Genomic DNA, 15,062 nt, shown 5'->3' on the forward strand with positions numbered 1-15,062 from the left:
TCAGCCTGCGGCGCCGAGGCTCCTCGCCTGCAGTCGCGCGATCTGGTGCGCGCCGACAAAGCGCCCGCGCTCATCGCGTCCCAGCTGGGCCATCGCATGGGTCGGATCATGGGTAAAGAACAGGTGCACGTTGCGCGCCAGCTTGTCTTCCAGGAACGCCTGCTTCTCGTCGATCAGGGTCTCCGCGCAGCGGTCGTAGCCCATGGTGATCGGCACGTGCACCCAGGGCATGCCGGGCACCAGGTCGGCGCAGAACACCACGCCGCCGTGGTGGCCGTCGTCGCGCGACTCGGGGCCCAGCACCTCGGCCAGCATCATTCCCGGGGTATGGCCGTGGCTCCAGTGGAAGCGCACCGCGTCGCCCAGCGCCGGCGTGCGGTCGCCGTCTACCAGCTCAACGCGGCCGCTGGCCTCAAGCAGCGGCAGCAGCCCCGGGATGTAGCTGGCGCGATCGCGCGGGTGCGGATCATGTGCGCGCTGCCACTGCTCGCGACCGATCACGAAGGTGGCGTTGGGGAACAGCAGCTCCGGCTCCCTGCCCTCCTGCCAGGCCGTCAGCAGGCCGCCGGCATGGTCGAAGTGCAGGTGGCTGAGCACCACCACGTCGATGTCCTCATGGCCGAAGCCCGCCTCGCGCAGGGACTCCAGCAGCACGTGGCCCTCGCCGCCGATGGCGTAGCGCTCGCGCAGCTTGGGCTCGAAGAAGGCGCCGATGCCGGTCTCGAACAGCACCGTGCGGCCGTTGAGCGGCGTCGCCAGCAGCGCACGCGTGGCCAGCGGGATGCGGTTGGCATCGTCCGGCGTCATCCACTTCGACCACATCGCCCGCGGCGCGTTGCCGAACATGGAGCCGCCATCGAGCCGCTGGGTATTGCCTTCGATCGACCAGAGTTTCACGTCTCGACTCCTGCTGTCTGATGTAGGAGCAGCTACAGCTGCGACCCGATGTGCCAGAGATCCTGGCTCGATGCGACGGGCGGGTCGCAGCTGTAGCCGCTCTTACAGGTTGTTACCGCGTCAGCCCCTGTGGGAGCAGCTACAGCCGCGATCGGCGCAGCGGGGGCGGATCGCGGCTGTAGCCGTTCCCACACACACGGGATCGTGCGCTTATGGCCCTTGCGAAGGGCGGACTTCGGCCTTGCCTACGGGGTTGCGGGGGTCGCTGCCGCCTTCGAGGCGCTTGTTGGCGATGTCCCAGGCCACGGTCTGGAAGTTGCCCCAGACGTCGCTGGAGCGCCGGCCGTCGGACGCTTCGTCCTCGGGGCGCTGGACCACGTGGCCCATCGCCCGCAGGGCCTGCGCGGTGGCGGCGTCGAAGGTGCCGCCCTCTGCCTGGATCGCGTCGGGCATCCACTGGTGGTGGTAGCGCGGCAGCGCGGCGACGTCGGCCGCCGACAGCCCCTCGTCGTAGCCGAGCACGCCCAGCAGCACCATGGTGATGATGCGGCTGCCGCCGGGCGTTCCGAGCACGGCGACCTTGTCGTCGGAGACCATGAAGGTCGGCGTCATCGAGCTCAGCATGCGCTTGCCCGGCTCCGGCGCGTTGGCGTCGTAGCCCATCACGCCAAAGGCGTTGGGCGTGCCGGGCTTGAGCGCGAAGTCGTCCATCTCGTTGTTGAGCAGCACGCCGGTTCCCGGCGCCACCAGGCCCGAGCCGTACAGCAGGTTCACGGTCTGCGTGGCGCCGACGCGGTTGCCTTCGGCGTCGATGATCGAGAAGTGCGTGGTTTCCTCGTCCTCCAGCGGCGTGGGCGCGCCGGACAGCAGTTCGCTGGGCGTGGCCTTGCCGGGATGGATGGTGGAACGGAGGCCGGCGGCGTAGTCGGCGCTGGTGAGCAGGCGCTGCGGCACCTCCACGAAGTCCGGGTCACCGAGGTAGAAGGTGCGGTCGCGATAGGCGCGGCGCATCGACTCCACCACCAGGTGGGTGCGTTCGGCTTCCGACAGCGCGTCAAGATCGTAGGGCGCAAGGATCTGGAGCATCTGCGCCAGCACGATCCCGCCCGAAGACGGCGGCGGCGCAGTGACGATGTCCCAGTCGTGGTAGCGGAAGCGGACCGGCTCGCGCTCGAGCACGCGGTATGCGGCAAGCTCGTCCGCGGTCCAGGCGCCGCCCTCGGCGTTGACGCCCGCCACCAGCTTCGCGCCGACGTCGCCGCGGTAGAAGCCGTCGAAACCCTTGTCGGCAAGCGTTTCCAGCGTCCGCGCCAGGTCCGGCTGGCGGAAGAGGTCGCCCTCTTCGATCGGCCGGCCACCGGCAAGATAGACCTCGCGCGTGCCGGGATAGCGCTCCATCACCGCGCTGCGCGCCGCATAGCCGCGGGCCATGCGCGCGTACACCGGGAAGCCTTCGCGCGCGATGCGGATCGCCGGCGCCAGGGTGCGCGAGAGCGGCAGCTTGCCGTAGTTCCGCTGCAGGTGGACGAAGGCCGCCGGAAGGCCGGGGATCCCTGCCGACCAGGCGCCGTTGGTGGCGCGGTCGCGGTCGAAGCCGCCCTCGGCGTCGAGGTAGCGCTCGGGCGTTGCCGCCGCGGGCGAAGTCTCGCGGGCATCCAGGAACACGTCACGGCCGGCCGCGGCATCGTGCAGCAGGAAGAAGCCGCCGCCGCCGATGCCGGAGCTGATCGGCTCCACCACCGAAAGCACCGCGGACACTGCGATCGCGGCGTCGAAGGCGTTGCCGCCGTCGGCCAGCACCGCCATTCCGGCGTCGGTGGCCAGCGCGTGCGCGGACGCGATCGCGACGCCCGGCGGATGCGCCGCCGGAGCCGTGGATGCCGCAGCGGTCGCAGTCGCGGCCGGCGCGTCGCCGCCGGCCAGCGTGACGGCCGGCGCCAGCGCAAACGCGAGCAGCAGCGCCGCGCGGCGCAGCAAGGTGATCCTGTTCATGCGGCCTGCTCCTTCAGCCGCATCAGTTTCGCAAGCAGCTGGTCGTGGGATTCGGGGATGTCGGGGTCCGGATCGATGCATTCGACCGGGCACACCACCACGCACTGCGCTTCATCGAAATGCCCCACGCACTCGGTGCAGCGCGCGGGGTCGATCACGTAGATGGTTTCACCCTGCGAAATGGCGTCGTTCGGGCAGGCCGGTTCGCAGACGTCGCAGTTGATGCAGAGCTCGTTGATGCGCAGTGCCATCGGGTCATTGTAGACCCTGCACGCGCGGTCCGCCGCCGGGCCTGGACGGCCGGCGGCGGCATCTCGATGCCTTATTTGGCTTCGACGAACACGAATTCCACGCCCGAGGGTGCCACGGCGGTGGCCACGCGGTCGCGGTCGGCGGCAGCGCCGATGAAGACCACGCGCACGCCCTTCATGGTGTCGGGCGAGACCTCCGCGAACGCCTGCACGACGATGTCGGCCATCTTCGACGAGTCCGAGGACGCGTAGGCAAGCATGTTGCCGCGGACGATGCCGCGCGCCACGTCCGAGCTGGCCTTGTCCTGCAGGCGGCCATAGGAACCCGCGTCGGCGTCTTCATCACCGGTGCTCGCAGGCAGGTAGTACACGTAGGGCTGGTTGGCGATGCCTTCCATGTTCCGGGTCACCACGTCGGACACGTAGTCGCGCCAGGCGCCGTCGTCGGTGGTGGTGGGGGCGGTCAGCGGCGCGGCCACGGTCGCGACCACGGCCTCTTCCTTATTGCAGGCGGCAAGCACCGGCAGGGCAAGGCAGGCGGTCAGCACGAGTCGGGTGATGGTCTTCATTTCTGTGTCCCCAGGTGTTCAGTGATGGGTGGTTGTGATCAGTCTAGCTCGCGTCGCCATTCGGTCTGCAGCGCTTCGGCCACCGCCGCCGGCACGAATCCCGAGATGTCGCCGCCAAGGCGGGAAATCTCGCGCACCAGCGAGGAGGAAATGAAGCCGTACTGCTCCGCCGGCGTCAGGAACAGCGTCTCCACCTCGGGTATCAGGTGGCGATTCATGCTCGCAAGCTGGAATTCGTACTCGAAGTCGGACACCGCCCGCAGGCCGCGCAGCAGCACGCCGCCGCCGACCTCGGCCACGAAGTGGGCGAGCAGCGAATTGAAGCCCATGACTTCGACGTTGGTGTGCGAGGCAAGCGCTCCGCGTGCAAGTTCGACCCGCAGGTCGAGCGACAGCGCCGGCCCCTTGGCCGGGCTTTCGGCGACGCCCACGATCAGCCTCTCGAACAGCGGCGCGGCGCGGTCGACCAGGTCCACGTGGCCGTTGGTGATCGGATCGAACGTGCCTGGATAGACCGCGATCCTGTTTCGGGCTGTGCTCATGCCGGGGCTGTGCCGTGGTTGGGATGCTTGGGCCAGGCGGAGTGTATCAGCGCCACGCAGTGCCGGTTCAGCCCGCGGCCCCGCGGCGGAAAAGCGCGTGGCGGGCGTCGCGCGTCCCGGATTCACGATGCAGGCGCCAGCCGGCTCCCGGCGCGGCCTGCATGCCCGGCGGCGACTCCAGGTACAGCCACGCCTCGGGCGCCAGCCACGGATCCAGCCCTGCCATCACTCCATCCCACGGACCATCGGCGAACGGCGGGTCGATGAACACCAGGTCGAAGCGTCCGTGCAGCGGCGCGCGCAGCAGCTCCAGGGCATCGGCGCGCAGCACGGTGGCGGCCTCGCCCGCGCCGAGGCGCGCACAGGTCTCGCGCAGCGACTCCGCCAGCACCGGGTCACGCTCGACCAGCAGCGCTTCGCCCGCTCCACGCGACAGCGCCTCGAGCCCCAGGGCACCGCTGCCGGCGAACAGGTCCAGCACGCGCACGCCGGCGAGCATCGGCTGCAGCCAGTTGAACAGCGTCTCCCGGGCGCGGTCGGAGGTTGGACGGAGCCCGGGCGCTGAAGCCACCGGAAGCTTCGATCCACGCCAGCGGCCACCGATGATGCGCACGCTGCCGGAGGGCGCGGCGCGCCTGGGAGGTCGGGAGGCCGGTGATATCATGGCCTGGCATTGTCCGCGCTTGCGCGTCGACGCGCACCCTCCCCCTTTTTTGCCTGGTCCGATTCGTGATGGTCAGCTTCTTCCGCCGCTGGAAACCCGACGCCGACAAGGCCAAGCAGGGGAAAGACGACGGCACCGCCTCAAGCGCTTCAAGCGCCGCTGCAGAGGCCATCGAAGCCGCGAGGGCCATGGGCGCCGCCGCCGCCGACCCGGCTCCGGTGCAGCCGCCGCCGATGTCGCAGCCGCTCCCGCCGACCCCTGTGCCGGACACCGCCCCCGCCCTTGTGGAAGCCGCTACAGCGGCGAATGCTCCCCCGGCCCCTGCAGATAGCGCCCCCGCCCTTGTGGGAGCCGCTACAGCGGCGAATGCTCCTTCGGCCCCTGCAGAAAGCGCCCCCGCCCTTGTGGGAGCCGCTATAGCGGCGAATGCTCCTTCGGCCCTCGTGGAACCTTCCACCGCAGCCGATACCTCCTCGACCACGCAGGCAAAACCCGCCGCCGCCCCCGGAAAGCCCGGCTGGCGCGAGCGCCTCAGCGGCAGCGGCATCGCCCGCGGCCTCGGCGGTCTGTTCGCCCGCAACCCGCGCCTGGACGACGACCTCCTCGACGAAATCGAAACCGCGCTGATCACCGCCGATGTCGGCGTCGCCGCGACCACCGGCCTGGTTGAATCCCTGCGCAAGCGCATGAAGGCGCGCGAGTTCGCGGACGTGCCTGCGCTGCGCAACGCCCTGCGCGCCGACCTCATCGCACTCCTCGAGCCGGTCGCGCGTCCCCTGGCCATCGACGCCGCCAACCGGCCGTTCGTGATCCTGACCGTCGGCGTCAACGGCGTCGGCAAGACCACCACCATCGGCAAGCTCGCCAAGCGCTTCAAGGACGAGGGCCGCGGCGTGATGCTGGCCGCAGGCGACACCTTCCGCGCCGCCGCCGTGGCCCAGCTCCAGGCCTGGGGCGAACGCAACGGCGTGACCGTGATCGCCCAGGGCCAGGACGCCGATGCCGCCTCCGTAGCCTTCGACGCCCTGCAGGCCGCGCGCGCGCGCGGCAGCGACATCCTGATCGCCGACACCGCCGGTCGCCTGCATACGCAGCAGGGCCTGATGGCCGAGCTCTCGAAGATCAAGCGCGTGCTGGGCAAGCTCGACGGCGGCGCGCCGCATGAAGTACTGATGGTGATCGACGGCACCACCGGCCAGAACGCGCTCAGCCAGCTGCGCCATTTCCATGCCGCCGCCGGGGTCACCGGCCTGGTGGTGACCAAGCTCGACGGCACGGCCAAGGGCGGCGTGGTGTTCGCGCTGGCGCGCGAATTCAACATTCCGATCCGCTTCGCCGGCATCGGCGAGCGCCCCGAAGACCTGCGCGTGTTCGACGCCGAGGCCTTCGTCGACGCCCTGCTGCCGGAGGCGCTGGGGGCGTGAAGCCGCGTCGCGGGCTCGCGCTCGCCGCGGGCATCGCTGGAATCGCGCTGCTGCTGCTCGTGCTGGCGGCGGCGGTCGTGATGCAGCCGCAGCGCCTGGCCCGCCTGGTGCTTGGTGGCGTGGGCGATGGCCTTGGCCTGGACATCAGCTTCGAGGGCGAAGCGCGCTACCGCCTGCGCGGCACGCCGATGCTGGAAGTGCATGCGGTCGCGGTACGCCGCCCCGGCGAAGCCGAGCCGCTGCTGCGTGCGTCGCGCGTGCTTGTCGCACTGCCGTGGTCAAGCCTGCGCACCCGCGCCGCGCCGCTGGCGCTCGAGCGCATCGAACTCGACGCTCCGGTCCTCGACCTGCCGCGGCTGCAGGCATGGCTGGCCTCGCGCCCGCCGGGCGGCGGCGGCCTGCCGTCCCTGTCCGATGGCGTGACCGTGCGCGACGGCCGCGTGCTCGCCCACGGCTGGGAAGTGCATGACCTGCAGCTTCGACTGCCCGGTCTCCGCGCCGATGCGCCGCTGGCCGCGCACGCCCGCGGCAGCCTCGCCCTCGCCTCGCCCGCGCGGATCCACTTCGACCTGCAGCTGGCCGCAAGCAGGCCCGCGAACGGCGCCGGCATCGGCGTGCAGGGACGGGTGAACGTGGAGCACGCGGGCTGGACGCTGCCCGCATACATCACCGCTTCCGGGCCGCTGCGGATCGCAGACGGTCGCGTGCACGTCACGCCGCTGCGCTTCGGCGCCCGCGCGGAATTCCGCGGCGACGGTGAGCCGCTTGCCTTCGCCCTTGGCGCGCACGGCCCCCTGCGCCTGCGCAACGGCACCTGGACGCTGGTTCCACTCGCCCTTGCCCTGCGCGGCGATGGCGTCGTGCCAGTGTTCGATGCCGGCGGCCGCGCCGCACTCGGGCCGGCGCTGCTGCTGGAACTCGAAGGCGCGATGGCCGACTGGCCTGAAGCATGGCCGGCGCTGCCGGCGCCGCTGGGCGCGTCGACCTCGGCGCTCGCCTTTTCGCTCGGCTACGCCGGCGCGAGCGACCTGTCCGATCCGGCCAGGCTGCACCTCTCGCGTGACCAGGCGCGTGCCGACATCGACGCACGCACGTTTGAAGTTCTCGACTGGATGGATGCCGCGGCGTCCGGATCGCCGCTGCCACCGCTCCGTGCCCGCGCCAGCGCGCCGCGCATCGAGGTCCCTGGCGGCACGCTGCACGGCCTTGAAATCAGCATCGAGCCGGGAGACCCGCAATGAGCGCCAAGGTCCGGGCCGATGCCCGCGACGCCTTCGCTGCGCCCCTGCTGGAATGGTTCGATGCCCACGGGCGCCATGACCTGCCCTGGCAGCATCCGCGCACGCCCTACCGCGTCTGGCTGTCGGAGATCATGCTGCAGCAGACCCAGGTACGCGTGGTGCTGCCGTATTTCGAACGCTTCATCGCCGCACTGCCGACGGTGTCGGCACTCGCCGCCGCGCCGCGCGACGACGTCCTCGCCCTCTGGTCGGGGCTCGGCTACTACGCACGCGCCCGCAACCTGCATGAGGCCGCCCGCAGCTGTGCCGAAGACCACGGCGGCGAGCTGCCGCGCAGCTTCGACGCACTCATCGCCCTGCCCGGCATCGGCCGCAGCACCGCCGGCGCCATCCTCGCCCAGGCCTGGGGCGACCGTTTCGCCATCCTCGACGGCAACGTCAAGCGCGTCCTCGCCCGCTACCACGGAGTCGACGGCTGGCCGGGCCAGGCCGTCATCGAGACGCGGCTGTGGCAGCTTGCGCAAGGCCACCTGCCCCACACCCGGCTGGCCGATTACACGCAGGCGCAAATGGACCTCGGCGCCACCCTCTGCACCCGCCATTCGCCGGCATGCGGGCAGTGCCCACTGCGCCCCGGATGCACGGCGTTTGCGCAGGGACGCACCGACGAGCTGCCCACGCCGAAACCCGGCAAGCCCCTGCCCACCCGCGAGGCCCTGCTGCTGCTCCTGCACGACGACGAAGGCCGCATCCTGCTCCAGCGCCGCCCGCCGGCAGGCGTCTGGGCACAGCTGTGGTCGCTTCCCGAAGCCATCGACGAGGCCGGCGCGCACGACTGGCTGCAGGCGAACCTTGGCGGCCACCACGGCCGCGGCGAAACGCTGGCGACGATCGCGCACGCCTTCAGCCACTACCGCTTCAACATGCATCCGCGGCGCTGGCGCGCGGTCGCCGCCGCGGGCGTGGTGCGCGACAATGACGACCTGCGCTGGGTCTCCCGCGATGCACTTGCCGGGCTCGGCATCCCGGCACCGGTCAGGACGCTGATCCAGGCGCAGTTCGCCACCGACCAGGAGAATCAACCGTGAGCCGCACCGTTTACTGCGAATACGAGAAGCGCGAGGTCCAGGGACTGGCCTTCGTGCCGTGGCCGGGCGAACTCGGCAAGCGCGTGTTCTCAGGCATCGGCCAGACCGCCTGGGCGGCCTGGCTTGCGCACCAGACGATGCTGATCAACGAGAACCGCCTGTCGCCGATGGACCCCGAGCACCGTGCGTTTCTCGAGCGCGAGATGGAAAAGTTCCTGTTCGGCGGCGGCGCCGACAGGCCCGCGGGCTACGTCCCCGAAGGCGCCGACTGAGCCTCGTCCCGCGCCGCCTTTTCGGCGGCCTTGATCCGTGCCGTATCAAGCGGGCGGATCTGCGCGATCCGGCACGGCATCTGCATCGAGGACCGGTTGCGAACGATCACTTTGTCGAAGCCCGCATAGACGCGCCCGGTCTGGTTGGTGAGGCTGATGGCCGGCGTGTATTCGATGTCGAGGCAGGGGCCGCTGAAACCAAGCAACCAGGCTTCCTTCGGCCGCGTCCACACGGCGATATTGCGTTCGTCCAGGGGAGTCCAGCCGCTGATGCGGCCGAGGTAGGTGAAGCTTTTCACCGGCGCACCGGCGGCGGCTTCGTAGCTGGCGAGCTTTTCAGCGTCGCTCATTCCCGAACCGGTGGCGCAGCCACCCAGCGCCAGCAGTCCGCCCAGCGCGGCGGCGGCCGCGAAGATCCTGCCTTGCATGATGTCCTCCTGCCGCGGCGCGGCATGTCATTCCCGTTCCGATCATGAACCCTGCCGGATACGCCAACCGCGGCAATCGCAAGCTGCGTTCAGCGCCGATACGGTCTTGCCTCGGCTGCGGCCGCTGCCGTATCATTCCGGGCTCGCCAGTGGCCGGGTAGCTCAGTTGGTAGAGCAGGGGATTGAAAATCCCCGTGTCGGGGGTTCGATTCCCTCCCCGGCCACCATGCGAATCGAAGGGCTTGCAGCAGTGCAGGCCCTTTTGCTTTCCGGCCGGAACCAGACCGCCGCTATTGCAAGCGGTCGACGATCTCGGTGGCGTGGTTTTCCAGCAGTCCGGCCGATGTCAGCCATGCCGAGGCGTTGAAGGTCTCCACGTCGAAATGCCCCAGCACGCGGCCGTCCGACGAGACAAGGCGGACCGTACTGGCGACCTTGTCGCGGCCGGCCATGATGCCGGCCCAGAGCCGCGCACCGTCGGAACGCAGGCGAAAATGCGTAAGGGTCACCTCGACCTTGACCGCGTCCCCGCCCTCGGCCAACAGGCCGCGCTCCTTCAGCTTCTGCCCCAGGTGCCGTTCAAGCGTGCCCAGGCCCTCCGCGTCCGCATCGCCATTGTTCTTTATCTCGAACGAATACTTCTGGTTGTCGGCTGCGGTGTAGGGCTGGTGCACGACGCTGGTCGTCGAGCAGCCGGCGAGCAGGGCGCCGAGGAGGATCGCGTGGAATGCTTTCATGCATGACTCCTGACCTGATTCACTGCCACACGGTATCCCCCGCCGGATCCACCCCGCAATGAGGGCTGACCCGGGCATCCGCCGCGCGCGCTAACCTGTGCCGATGCCGCCCCCCGTCCTCGACCCCCGCGAAGCCGCACTGCGCAGGCGCAAGGCCATCGCACTGGCGCTGCTGGTGTTTGCCGGCCTCGCACTTCTCGTGGTCTCGGTGCTGGAACGGACGCATCCGCACTGGGCCTTCGGCTTCATGGCCGCGGTGTTCGAGGCGGCGCTGGTGGGCGGGCTGGCCGACTGGTTCGCCGTGGTCGCACTGTTCCGCCATCCGCTGGGCATGGGCTGGATCCCGCATACCGCGATCATCCCGTCGAAGAAGGACGCGCTGGGCGCAAGCCTGGCCGACTTCATCAGCGACAACTTCCTCGGCACCCGCCAGGTGGCCGACAAGTTGCAGACGATGGACATCGCCGGCTCCGTCGCCGCCAAGCTCGCCGACTCCGCGTTCTCGCAGGCCATGGGCCGTGCGGTGGCCAACGCCCTGCCCCGGATCCTCGACGCCCTCGACAGCGAAGAGCTGCACCGCTTCCTGCACCGCATCGCCGATGCCCGCCTGCGCCAGGTCGACCTGTCGGGCGTGGTCGCGGTGGTGCTGCGCCAACTCACCGACCAAGGACGCCACCAGGCGCTGGTCGATGCGGGCCTCGCGTATGCGGGCGAAGTGCTGGCCGCGCCGGGCACCCGCGCGCGCATCTCCGACATGGCCTCGCGCGAGCTGTGGAACGTGCTGCGCTACCTGAAGCTCGAAGGCGTGGTGGCCGACAAGGTCGCGGACAAGCTGGTGGCCGGCATGAGCGGGATGCTCAACGACATGGCCAGCGACCGCGACCACGAGATGCGCCAGCGCATCGGCGTCGAATTCGAGCGCCTGATCCTGCGCCTGGAAGACGATCCCGGCCTGCAGGAGCGCGTGAACGCGTTCCGCGACCAGCTGATCGAGGACTCGGACCTGTCCCGCTACCTGCGCAGCCTGTGGCAGGACCTGGGCAGCTGGATCCGCGAGGACGTGCAGCGCGGGGATTCAGCCATCGCGGCGCGCACCGCCAGCGTGGGCGCAGAGATCGGCGCACGGCTGGCGGCCGACGACGACATGCGGGCGTGGATCAACGGCGGCATCGTCGACCTGATCCTGCCCGAGGTGGAGCGCTACCGCGAAGGCATCCGCGGCTTCATCGTCGAGCGCGTGCGGCAGTGGAGCGCCGACGAACTGACCCGCGAACTCGAGCTCGCCGTCGGTTCGGACCTGCAGTTCATCCGCTACAACGGCACCGCGGTGGGCGCGCTGATCGGCGGCATCCTGTACGTCCTGGTGCACGGCATCCAGCGGCTGGTGTGAGCGGCACCACGCAAGCGCACGTCGAGCGGCATTCCCGCGCGGGCTAGGAGCCTTTGCGACCCGACCCGGATTTCTTGCCGCCGCCGTCCTGCTTGTTCACCGTGGCCCAGGCGATGCGCTCGGCATCTTCCTTCGACCGCCCCTGCTCGCGCTCGCTGTCCTCGATGTGCTCGGCCTGGCGCTTCTGCTTGTCGGTGTACGACGACTTGTCTCCACGGCTCATGACGGCCTCCTGGGCTGTTGATGGATCATCCGCGCGGCCCGCCCATCACCGGCAGGATCGCGCCGTTCACGTACGAGGACATCACCGGCGAGGCCAGGAACACATAGGCCGGCGACAGCTCTTCCGGCTGCGCGGGGCGACCCATGTCGCTGTCCTTGCCGAAGTCGGCCACGTCCGGCGCCGCCTTGTCGGCGGGATTGAGCGGGGTCCACACCGGCCCCGGTGCCACGCAGTTCACGCGGATGCCGCGGCCCAGCAGGTTGCTGGCAAGCGACTTCGTAAAGGCATGGATGGCCCCCTTGGTCGCGGAGTAATCGAGCAGCTTCGGATTGCCGAAGATCCCGGTTTCCGAACCGGTGTTGATGATGCTGGCGCCCTCCTCCATGTGCGGCAGCGCGGCGCGCGCCATGTGGAAGTAGCCGGCGAGGTTGGTCTGCAGGGTTTCCTGGAGGTGCTTGTCGGTGAGGTCTTCCAGCCGCTCGACGTGCTGCTGGAAGGCCGCGTTGTTGACCAGCACGTCGAGCCTGCCAAAGGCCTTGGCGACCTTGCCTACGGCGCTTTTGCAGAATTCCGGGTCGCGCACGTCACCGGCGATCACCAGGCAGCGCCCTCCTTCGGCTTCGACATGGCCCCGGGTTTCCTCGGCGTCGGCGTCCTCGGCCAGGTGCAGCACGGCGACGTCCGCACCCTCGCGCGCGAACAGCACCGCCACCGCCCGGCCGATGCCCGAATCGCCACCGGTGACGATGGCGACCATGCCTTCAAGCTTGCCGCTGCCCGCGTAGTCCGGCGCCAGAAAGCGCGGCTGCAGATCCAGCGCGTGTTCGTTGCCCGGCTTGGCCAGGTGCTGCTCCGGCATCGGGTTGGTCGGCTGGCGGCGCGTGCCTGCCTGGGCAGCCTTCTTCTTCGCCGGCGCCTTTTTCTTCGCGCGCTTCGCGGCCTGGCCGGCCTGCTGCTGGATATCGCGCTGACGCTCGACGGTGCGGCTGGCATCCACATGCTTCGCTGCGGTCTGCGGGCTCTTTGCCGCGCGTGTCGCCGTCTTCTTTGCTGCCTTCTTCGCTGCCTTCTTCGCTGCCATTGGACACTCCACCACCGGACGTGGCCCTGGACGCTAGCGCCGCCTGCGTTGCCGCGACGTCATCGCCGCGTGCAGGCCACGTCACGCCGCGACGGCGCGCGCACCGCGCATGCCTCATCCAGCCTTGCGCGCGGGCGCCTTCGCCGCCTTGCGTGACGAACCGCCCTTTGCGGTCTTCTTCTTCGCGGCCTTTTTCGTGGTCTTTTTCGCGGCTTTCGCAGCCGACTTCTTCGCGCCCTTGGCGGCCTTCTTGGCCGGCGTCCGCCGCTTGCTGCCGATGCTCTTCTCCAGCAGCGCCATGAAGTCGACCACGTTGGTGGTCGCATCCTCCGGGACATCGCGCTCTTCGTCATCGGGCCTGGCGACCACGCCCTGCGACTTCATGCGGTCGCGGATCACCTTCTCCAGGCGCTCGCGGAACTCGTCCTTGTAGCCGGAGGGATCCCACTCGCCGCTCATCGACTCGATGAGCTGCTTGGCCATCTCCAGCTCCTTGTCGGTGATCCGGTAGTCGCCGGTGTTGCCCTCCGGCAGCCGGTGGTCGGCGGGGTCCACGATCTCCTGCGGATAGCGCAGCAGCATCAGGATCAGGGCATCACCCTGCGGCAGCACCGCGCAGAGGTATTCGCGGGTACGGACCACCACCCGGGCGATCCCGGCCTTGCCGGTGTCGCGCAGGGTCTCGCGCAGCAGTACGTAACCCTTCTCCGCCTTCTTCGCGGGCACCAGGATGTAGGGCTTCTCGAAGAACTGCGGCGGGATGTCCGTGGCATCGATGAAGTTCTCCACCTCCACCGTTTCGTGGCTCTCCGACGCCGCCGAACGGATGTCGTCCTTCTCCAGCACCACGTAGCTGCCCTTGTCGTATTCGAAGGCCTTGACCACGTCCTTCCAGGGCACCTCCTCGCCGGTTTCGGCGTTGACCCGCTCATAGCGCACGGGGTGGTTGTCGCGCGAATCGAGCATGCGGAAGCTGAGGTCCACGCGCCGCTCGCCGGACATCAAGGACACCGGCACGTTCAACAGGCCGAAGCTCAGGGTGCCGGTCCAGATCGGTCGCGCCATGGTGGCCTCGCAGCGGTGGGGGCGGACCGCCGACCTTAGGCGCGGCGCGGTGAGACAGCGGTGAAGTCCGACGGCCGGGCCGTGAAGCATGCGCGGGCACCGCCGGTCTTCACGCCTGCCCGACCCACGGATTGCTGTGCTGCACCGGGTCACCCCCACCCGAAAGGAGTCCCCCATGATTCTCAAAGCCATCCGACTCGCGATGCTCGCCGGCGCCGGCGTCGCGGCCTGGAAAGCCTTCAACAATCGCCAGGCCGGAACGCAGGCTGCCGGTTCGTTCTTCCAGGAGGCGTTGCAACGCGGCGTTGCCGATGTCGAGGCCGCGCGTTCCGCCCAGCTGCGCGGCGCATCGGCAGAACTGAGGCGCTTCGCGCAGCAGCTTGAGCACGACCACGGCCAGCTCAACCAAGGCCTTGCCGACGCCGCCGGCAGCGATCTCCCGGAACCGGATGACCGCCAGCGCAAGGCGCTGCACGCGCTCGATGACCACCAGGGCGCGGCCTACGATCGCGCCTGGCTGCGGCACATGGCGCGCGGCCATGCCGGGGCGATCCGCCTGTATCAACGCACGGCCGATGCCGACGGTCCCGGAGCCGCACTGGCATCCGGGGCGCTCTCCACCCTGCGCGAGCATGCCCGCACCATGGAGGATCTGCGGCGCGCTTCGTCGCGGACCGGGGCGCGTCACGCGCCGCAGGCGACGGCCTGAACCCCAGCGGCGCTTGCCACAGCCCCAGGGCTATACCGTATACTTCGCGCCCTGCTTGGGGCGGTTAGCTCAGCGGTAGAGCATTGCCTTCACACGGCAAGGGTCGCAGGTTCGATCCCTGCACCGCCCACCAGTTGAATCGAAATGGCCACCCCTGCGGGTGGCCATTTTATTGGTTCTTCTCCAACCAAGGCTCGCACGCCGCCCGGGGCCAATCCCGTGGCACGGTGCCTCCCCAACCTGTGGGAGCGGCGCCTCCCCAGCCTGTGGGAGCGGCTACAGCCGCGATCGACGACAGTGCTGGGCCACTTGTTGCGTCTGGAGCAGCTCAGTCCTGATTCCTTGCTGCCCGTGCCGCGCATTTCTCCGTTTTAGCCCGCGCTGCCCGTCCCGTGCACAGGGGGTGTGCTCCCCCGGCCTGTCCGCGTCCTGCTCCCAAGGCCGGCCGCCGGCCATCCATGGCCGGCTGTACGCACACCCCCTGTGCAC

General features: G+C 69.7%; 16 protein-coding genes, 2 tRNA genes and 1 pseudogene. 8 read left to right on the forward strand and 11 right to left on the reverse strand.

From position 1 onward, the window contains the following. The 6 genes from WCD84_RS12515 to rsmD all read right to left on the reverse strand — a co-directional run bounded on the left by WCD84_RS12515 (position 1) and on the right by rsmD (position 4,915). Entirely contained in the window at positions 1-897 is an 897-nt protein-coding gene (locus WCD84_RS12515) for an MBL fold metallo-hydrolase (protein ID WP_343281562.1), read from the reverse strand. 210 nt (positions 898-1,107) lie between these two features. Further along, complete coding sequence (gene ggt / locus WCD84_RS12520; RefSeq protein WP_343281563.1) at positions 1,108-2,889, reverse strand: gamma-glutamyltransferase; 1,782 nt, start codon at positions 2,887-2,889, stop codon at positions 1,108-1,110. Next, positions 2,886-3,140: a YfhL family 4Fe-4S dicluster ferredoxin gene (locus tag WCD84_RS12525; protein WP_343255359.1), complete on the reverse strand. Its 255-nt coding sequence runs from the start codon at positions 3,138-3,140 to the stop codon at positions 2,886-2,888. Before WCD84_RS12525 ends, ggt begins: the two co-directional genes overlap by 4 nt. 71 nt (positions 3,141-3,211) lie before the next feature. Next, positions 3,212-3,709, reverse strand: a complete 498-nt coding sequence (locus WCD84_RS12530; protein WP_343281564.1) for a hypothetical protein — start codon at positions 3,707-3,709, stop codon at positions 3,212-3,214. A gap of 38 nt (positions 3,710-3,747) precedes the next feature. Further along, on the reverse strand, positions 3,748-4,251 hold the full coding sequence (gene coaD, locus WCD84_RS12535) for a pantetheine-phosphate adenylyltransferase (RefSeq protein ID WP_343255357.1): 504 nt from the start codon (positions 4,249-4,251) through the stop codon (positions 3,748-3,750). A 67-nt stretch (positions 4,252-4,318) separates the two neighbouring features. Then, positions 4,319-4,915 carry a 16S rRNA (guanine(966)-N(2))-methyltransferase RsmD gene (gene rsmD, locus WCD84_RS12540; RefSeq protein ID WP_343255356.1) on the reverse strand — a complete coding sequence of 199 codons (597 nt, stop codon included), beginning with the start codon at positions 4,913-4,915 and terminating at the stop codon, positions 4,319-4,321. 68 nt (positions 4,916-4,983) lie between these two features. Between rsmD and ftsY the strand changes: the two genes are divergently transcribed. Genes ftsY through WCD84_RS12560 form a run of 4 tightly spaced genes read left to right on the forward strand, consistent with a single transcriptional unit; the run spans position 4,984 to position 8,940 of the window. Continuing rightward, positions 4,984-6,339, forward strand: coding sequence for a signal recognition particle-docking protein FtsY (ftsY, locus tag WCD84_RS12545; RefSeq protein ID WP_343281565.1), 1,356 nt, complete (start codon positions 4,984-4,986; stop codon positions 6,337-6,339). Further along, a complete protein-coding gene (locus WCD84_RS12550) occupies positions 6,336-7,580 on the forward strand; it encodes a hypothetical protein (RefSeq protein WP_343281566.1) in 1,245 nt (414 codons plus the stop codon). Before ftsY ends, WCD84_RS12550 begins: the two co-directional genes overlap by 4 nt. Next, positions 7,577-8,668, forward strand: a complete 1,092-nt coding sequence (gene mutY, locus WCD84_RS12555) for an A/G-specific adenine glycosylase (RefSeq protein ID WP_343281567.1) — start codon at positions 7,577-7,579, stop codon at positions 8,666-8,668. Before WCD84_RS12550 ends, mutY begins: the two co-directional genes overlap by 4 nt. Next, on the forward strand, positions 8,665-8,940 hold the full coding sequence (locus tag WCD84_RS12560) for an oxidative damage protection protein (protein WP_343281568.1): 276 nt from the start codon (positions 8,665-8,667) through the stop codon (positions 8,938-8,940). The genes mutY and WCD84_RS12560 overlap by 4 nt, the downstream gene beginning before the upstream one ends. Here WCD84_RS12560 and WCD84_RS12565 read toward each other — a convergent pair. Next, on the reverse strand, positions 8,916-9,368 hold the full coding sequence (locus tag WCD84_RS12565; RefSeq protein ID WP_343278157.1) for a DUF6491 family protein: 453 nt from the start codon (positions 9,366-9,368) through the stop codon (positions 8,916-8,918). The two genes, WCD84_RS12560 and WCD84_RS12565, sit on opposite strands and share 25 nt — an antisense overlap. 151 nt (positions 9,369-9,519) lie before the next feature. Here WCD84_RS12565 and WCD84_RS12570 point away from each other — a divergent pair. Then, positions 9,520-9,595 (forward strand) — tRNA-Phe (locus WCD84_RS12570). 63 nt (positions 9,596-9,658) lie between these two features. Here WCD84_RS12570 and WCD84_RS12575 read toward each other — a convergent pair. After that, the gene (locus tag WCD84_RS12575; RefSeq protein ID WP_343281569.1) at positions 9,659-10,105 is read right to left on the reverse strand and encodes a DUF4410 domain-containing protein; all 447 of its coding nucleotides are present in this window, start codon (positions 10,103-10,105) and stop codon (positions 9,659-9,661) included. A gap of 103 nt (positions 10,106-10,208) precedes the next feature. Here WCD84_RS12575 and WCD84_RS12580 point away from each other — a divergent pair, with 103 nt between their 5' ends. Next, positions 10,209-11,495 (forward strand): DUF445 domain-containing protein, encoded by a 1,287-nt coding sequence (locus WCD84_RS12580; protein ID WP_343281570.1) that lies wholly within the window; start codon positions 10,209-10,211, stop codon positions 11,493-11,495. Between the two features lie 46 nt (positions 11,496-11,541). On the opposite strand, the pseudogene WCD84_RS12585 reads toward WCD84_RS12580, so the two are convergent. The 3 genes and pseudogenes from WCD84_RS12585 to ku all read right to left on the reverse strand — a co-directional run. Beyond that, a pseudogene (locus WCD84_RS12585) lies at positions 11,542-11,718 on the reverse strand (HupB); the annotation flags it as partial. Positions 11,719-11,743: 25 nt separating this feature from the next. Beyond that, entirely contained in the window at positions 11,744-12,799 is a 1,056-nt protein-coding gene (locus WCD84_RS12590; RefSeq protein ID WP_343281571.1) for an SDR family oxidoreductase, read from the reverse strand. Positions 12,800-12,913: 114 nt separating this feature from the next. Beyond that, a complete protein-coding gene (gene ku, locus WCD84_RS12595) occupies positions 12,914-13,864 on the reverse strand; it encodes a non-homologous end joining protein Ku (RefSeq protein ID WP_343255347.1) in 951 nt (316 codons plus the stop codon). A gap of 175 nt (positions 13,865-14,039) precedes the next feature. On the opposite strand from ku, the gene WCD84_RS12600 reads away from it, so the two are divergent. Together WCD84_RS12600 and WCD84_RS12605 are read left to right on the forward strand one after the other, a co-directional pair. Beyond that, positions 14,040-14,573, forward strand: a complete 534-nt coding sequence (locus WCD84_RS12600; protein ID WP_343281572.1) for a DUF4142 domain-containing protein — start codon at positions 14,040-14,042, stop codon at positions 14,571-14,573. A 58-nt stretch (positions 14,574-14,631) separates the two neighbouring features. After that, positions 14,632-14,706 (forward strand) — tRNA-Val (locus WCD84_RS12605). Positions 14,707-15,062 lie beyond the last annotated feature (356 nt).

Source organism: Luteimonas changyuni, from assembly GCF_039548395.1.
Lineage (GTDB): Bacteria > Pseudomonadota > Gammaproteobacteria > Xanthomonadales > Xanthomonadaceae > Luteimonas.

What these genes read in the sequence shown, in the direction of transcription:
- ggt (WP_343281563.1), bottom strand. Translation starts at nt 2,889, where the DNA reads ATGAACAGGATCACCTTGCTGCGCCGCGCGGCGCTGCTGCTCGCGTTT.
- WCD84_RS12525 (WP_343255359.1), bottom strand. Translation starts at nt 3,140, where the DNA reads ATGGCACTGCGCATCAACGAGCTCTGCATCAACTGCGACGTCTGCGAA.
- WCD84_RS12530 (WP_343281564.1), bottom strand. Translation starts at nt 3,709, where the DNA reads ATGAAGACCATCACCCGACTCGTGCTGACCGCCTGCCTTGCCCTGCCG.
- coaD (WP_343255357.1), bottom strand. Translation starts at nt 4,251, where the DNA reads ATGAGCACAGCCCGAAACAGGATCGCGGTCTATCCAGGCACGTTCGAT.
- rsmD (WP_343255356.1), bottom strand. Translation starts at nt 4,915, where the DNA reads ATGATATCACCGGCCTCCCGACCTCCCAGGCGCGCCGCGCCCTCCGGC.
- ftsY (WP_343281565.1), top strand. Translation starts at nt 4,984, where the DNA reads ATGGTCAGCTTCTTCCGCCGCTGGAAACCCGACGCCGACAAGGCCAAG.
- mutY (WP_343281567.1), top strand. Translation starts at nt 7,577, where the DNA reads ATGAGCGCCAAGGTCCGGGCCGATGCCCGCGACGCCTTCGCTGCGCCC.
- WCD84_RS12565 (WP_343278157.1), bottom strand. Translation starts at nt 9,368, where the DNA reads ATGCAAGGCAGGATCTTCGCGGCCGCCGCCGCGCTGGGCGGACTGCTG.
- WCD84_RS12575 (WP_343281569.1), bottom strand. Translation starts at nt 10,105, where the DNA reads ATGAAAGCATTCCACGCGATCCTCCTCGGCGCCCTGCTCGCCGGCTGC.
- WCD84_RS12580 (WP_343281570.1), top strand. Translation starts at nt 10,209, where the DNA reads ATGCCGCCCCCCGTCCTCGACCCCCGCGAAGCCGCACTGCGCAGGCGC.
- WCD84_RS12590 (WP_343281571.1), bottom strand. Translation starts at nt 12,799, where the DNA reads ATGGCAGCGAAGAAGGCAGCGAAGAAGGCAGCAAAGAAGACGGCGACA.
- ku (WP_343255347.1), bottom strand. Translation starts at nt 13,864, where the DNA reads ATGGCGCGACCGATCTGGACCGGCACCCTGAGCTTCGGCCTGTTGAAC.
- WCD84_RS12600 (WP_343281572.1), top strand. Translation starts at nt 14,040, where the DNA reads ATGATTCTCAAAGCCATCCGACTCGCGATGCTCGCCGGCGCCGGCGTC.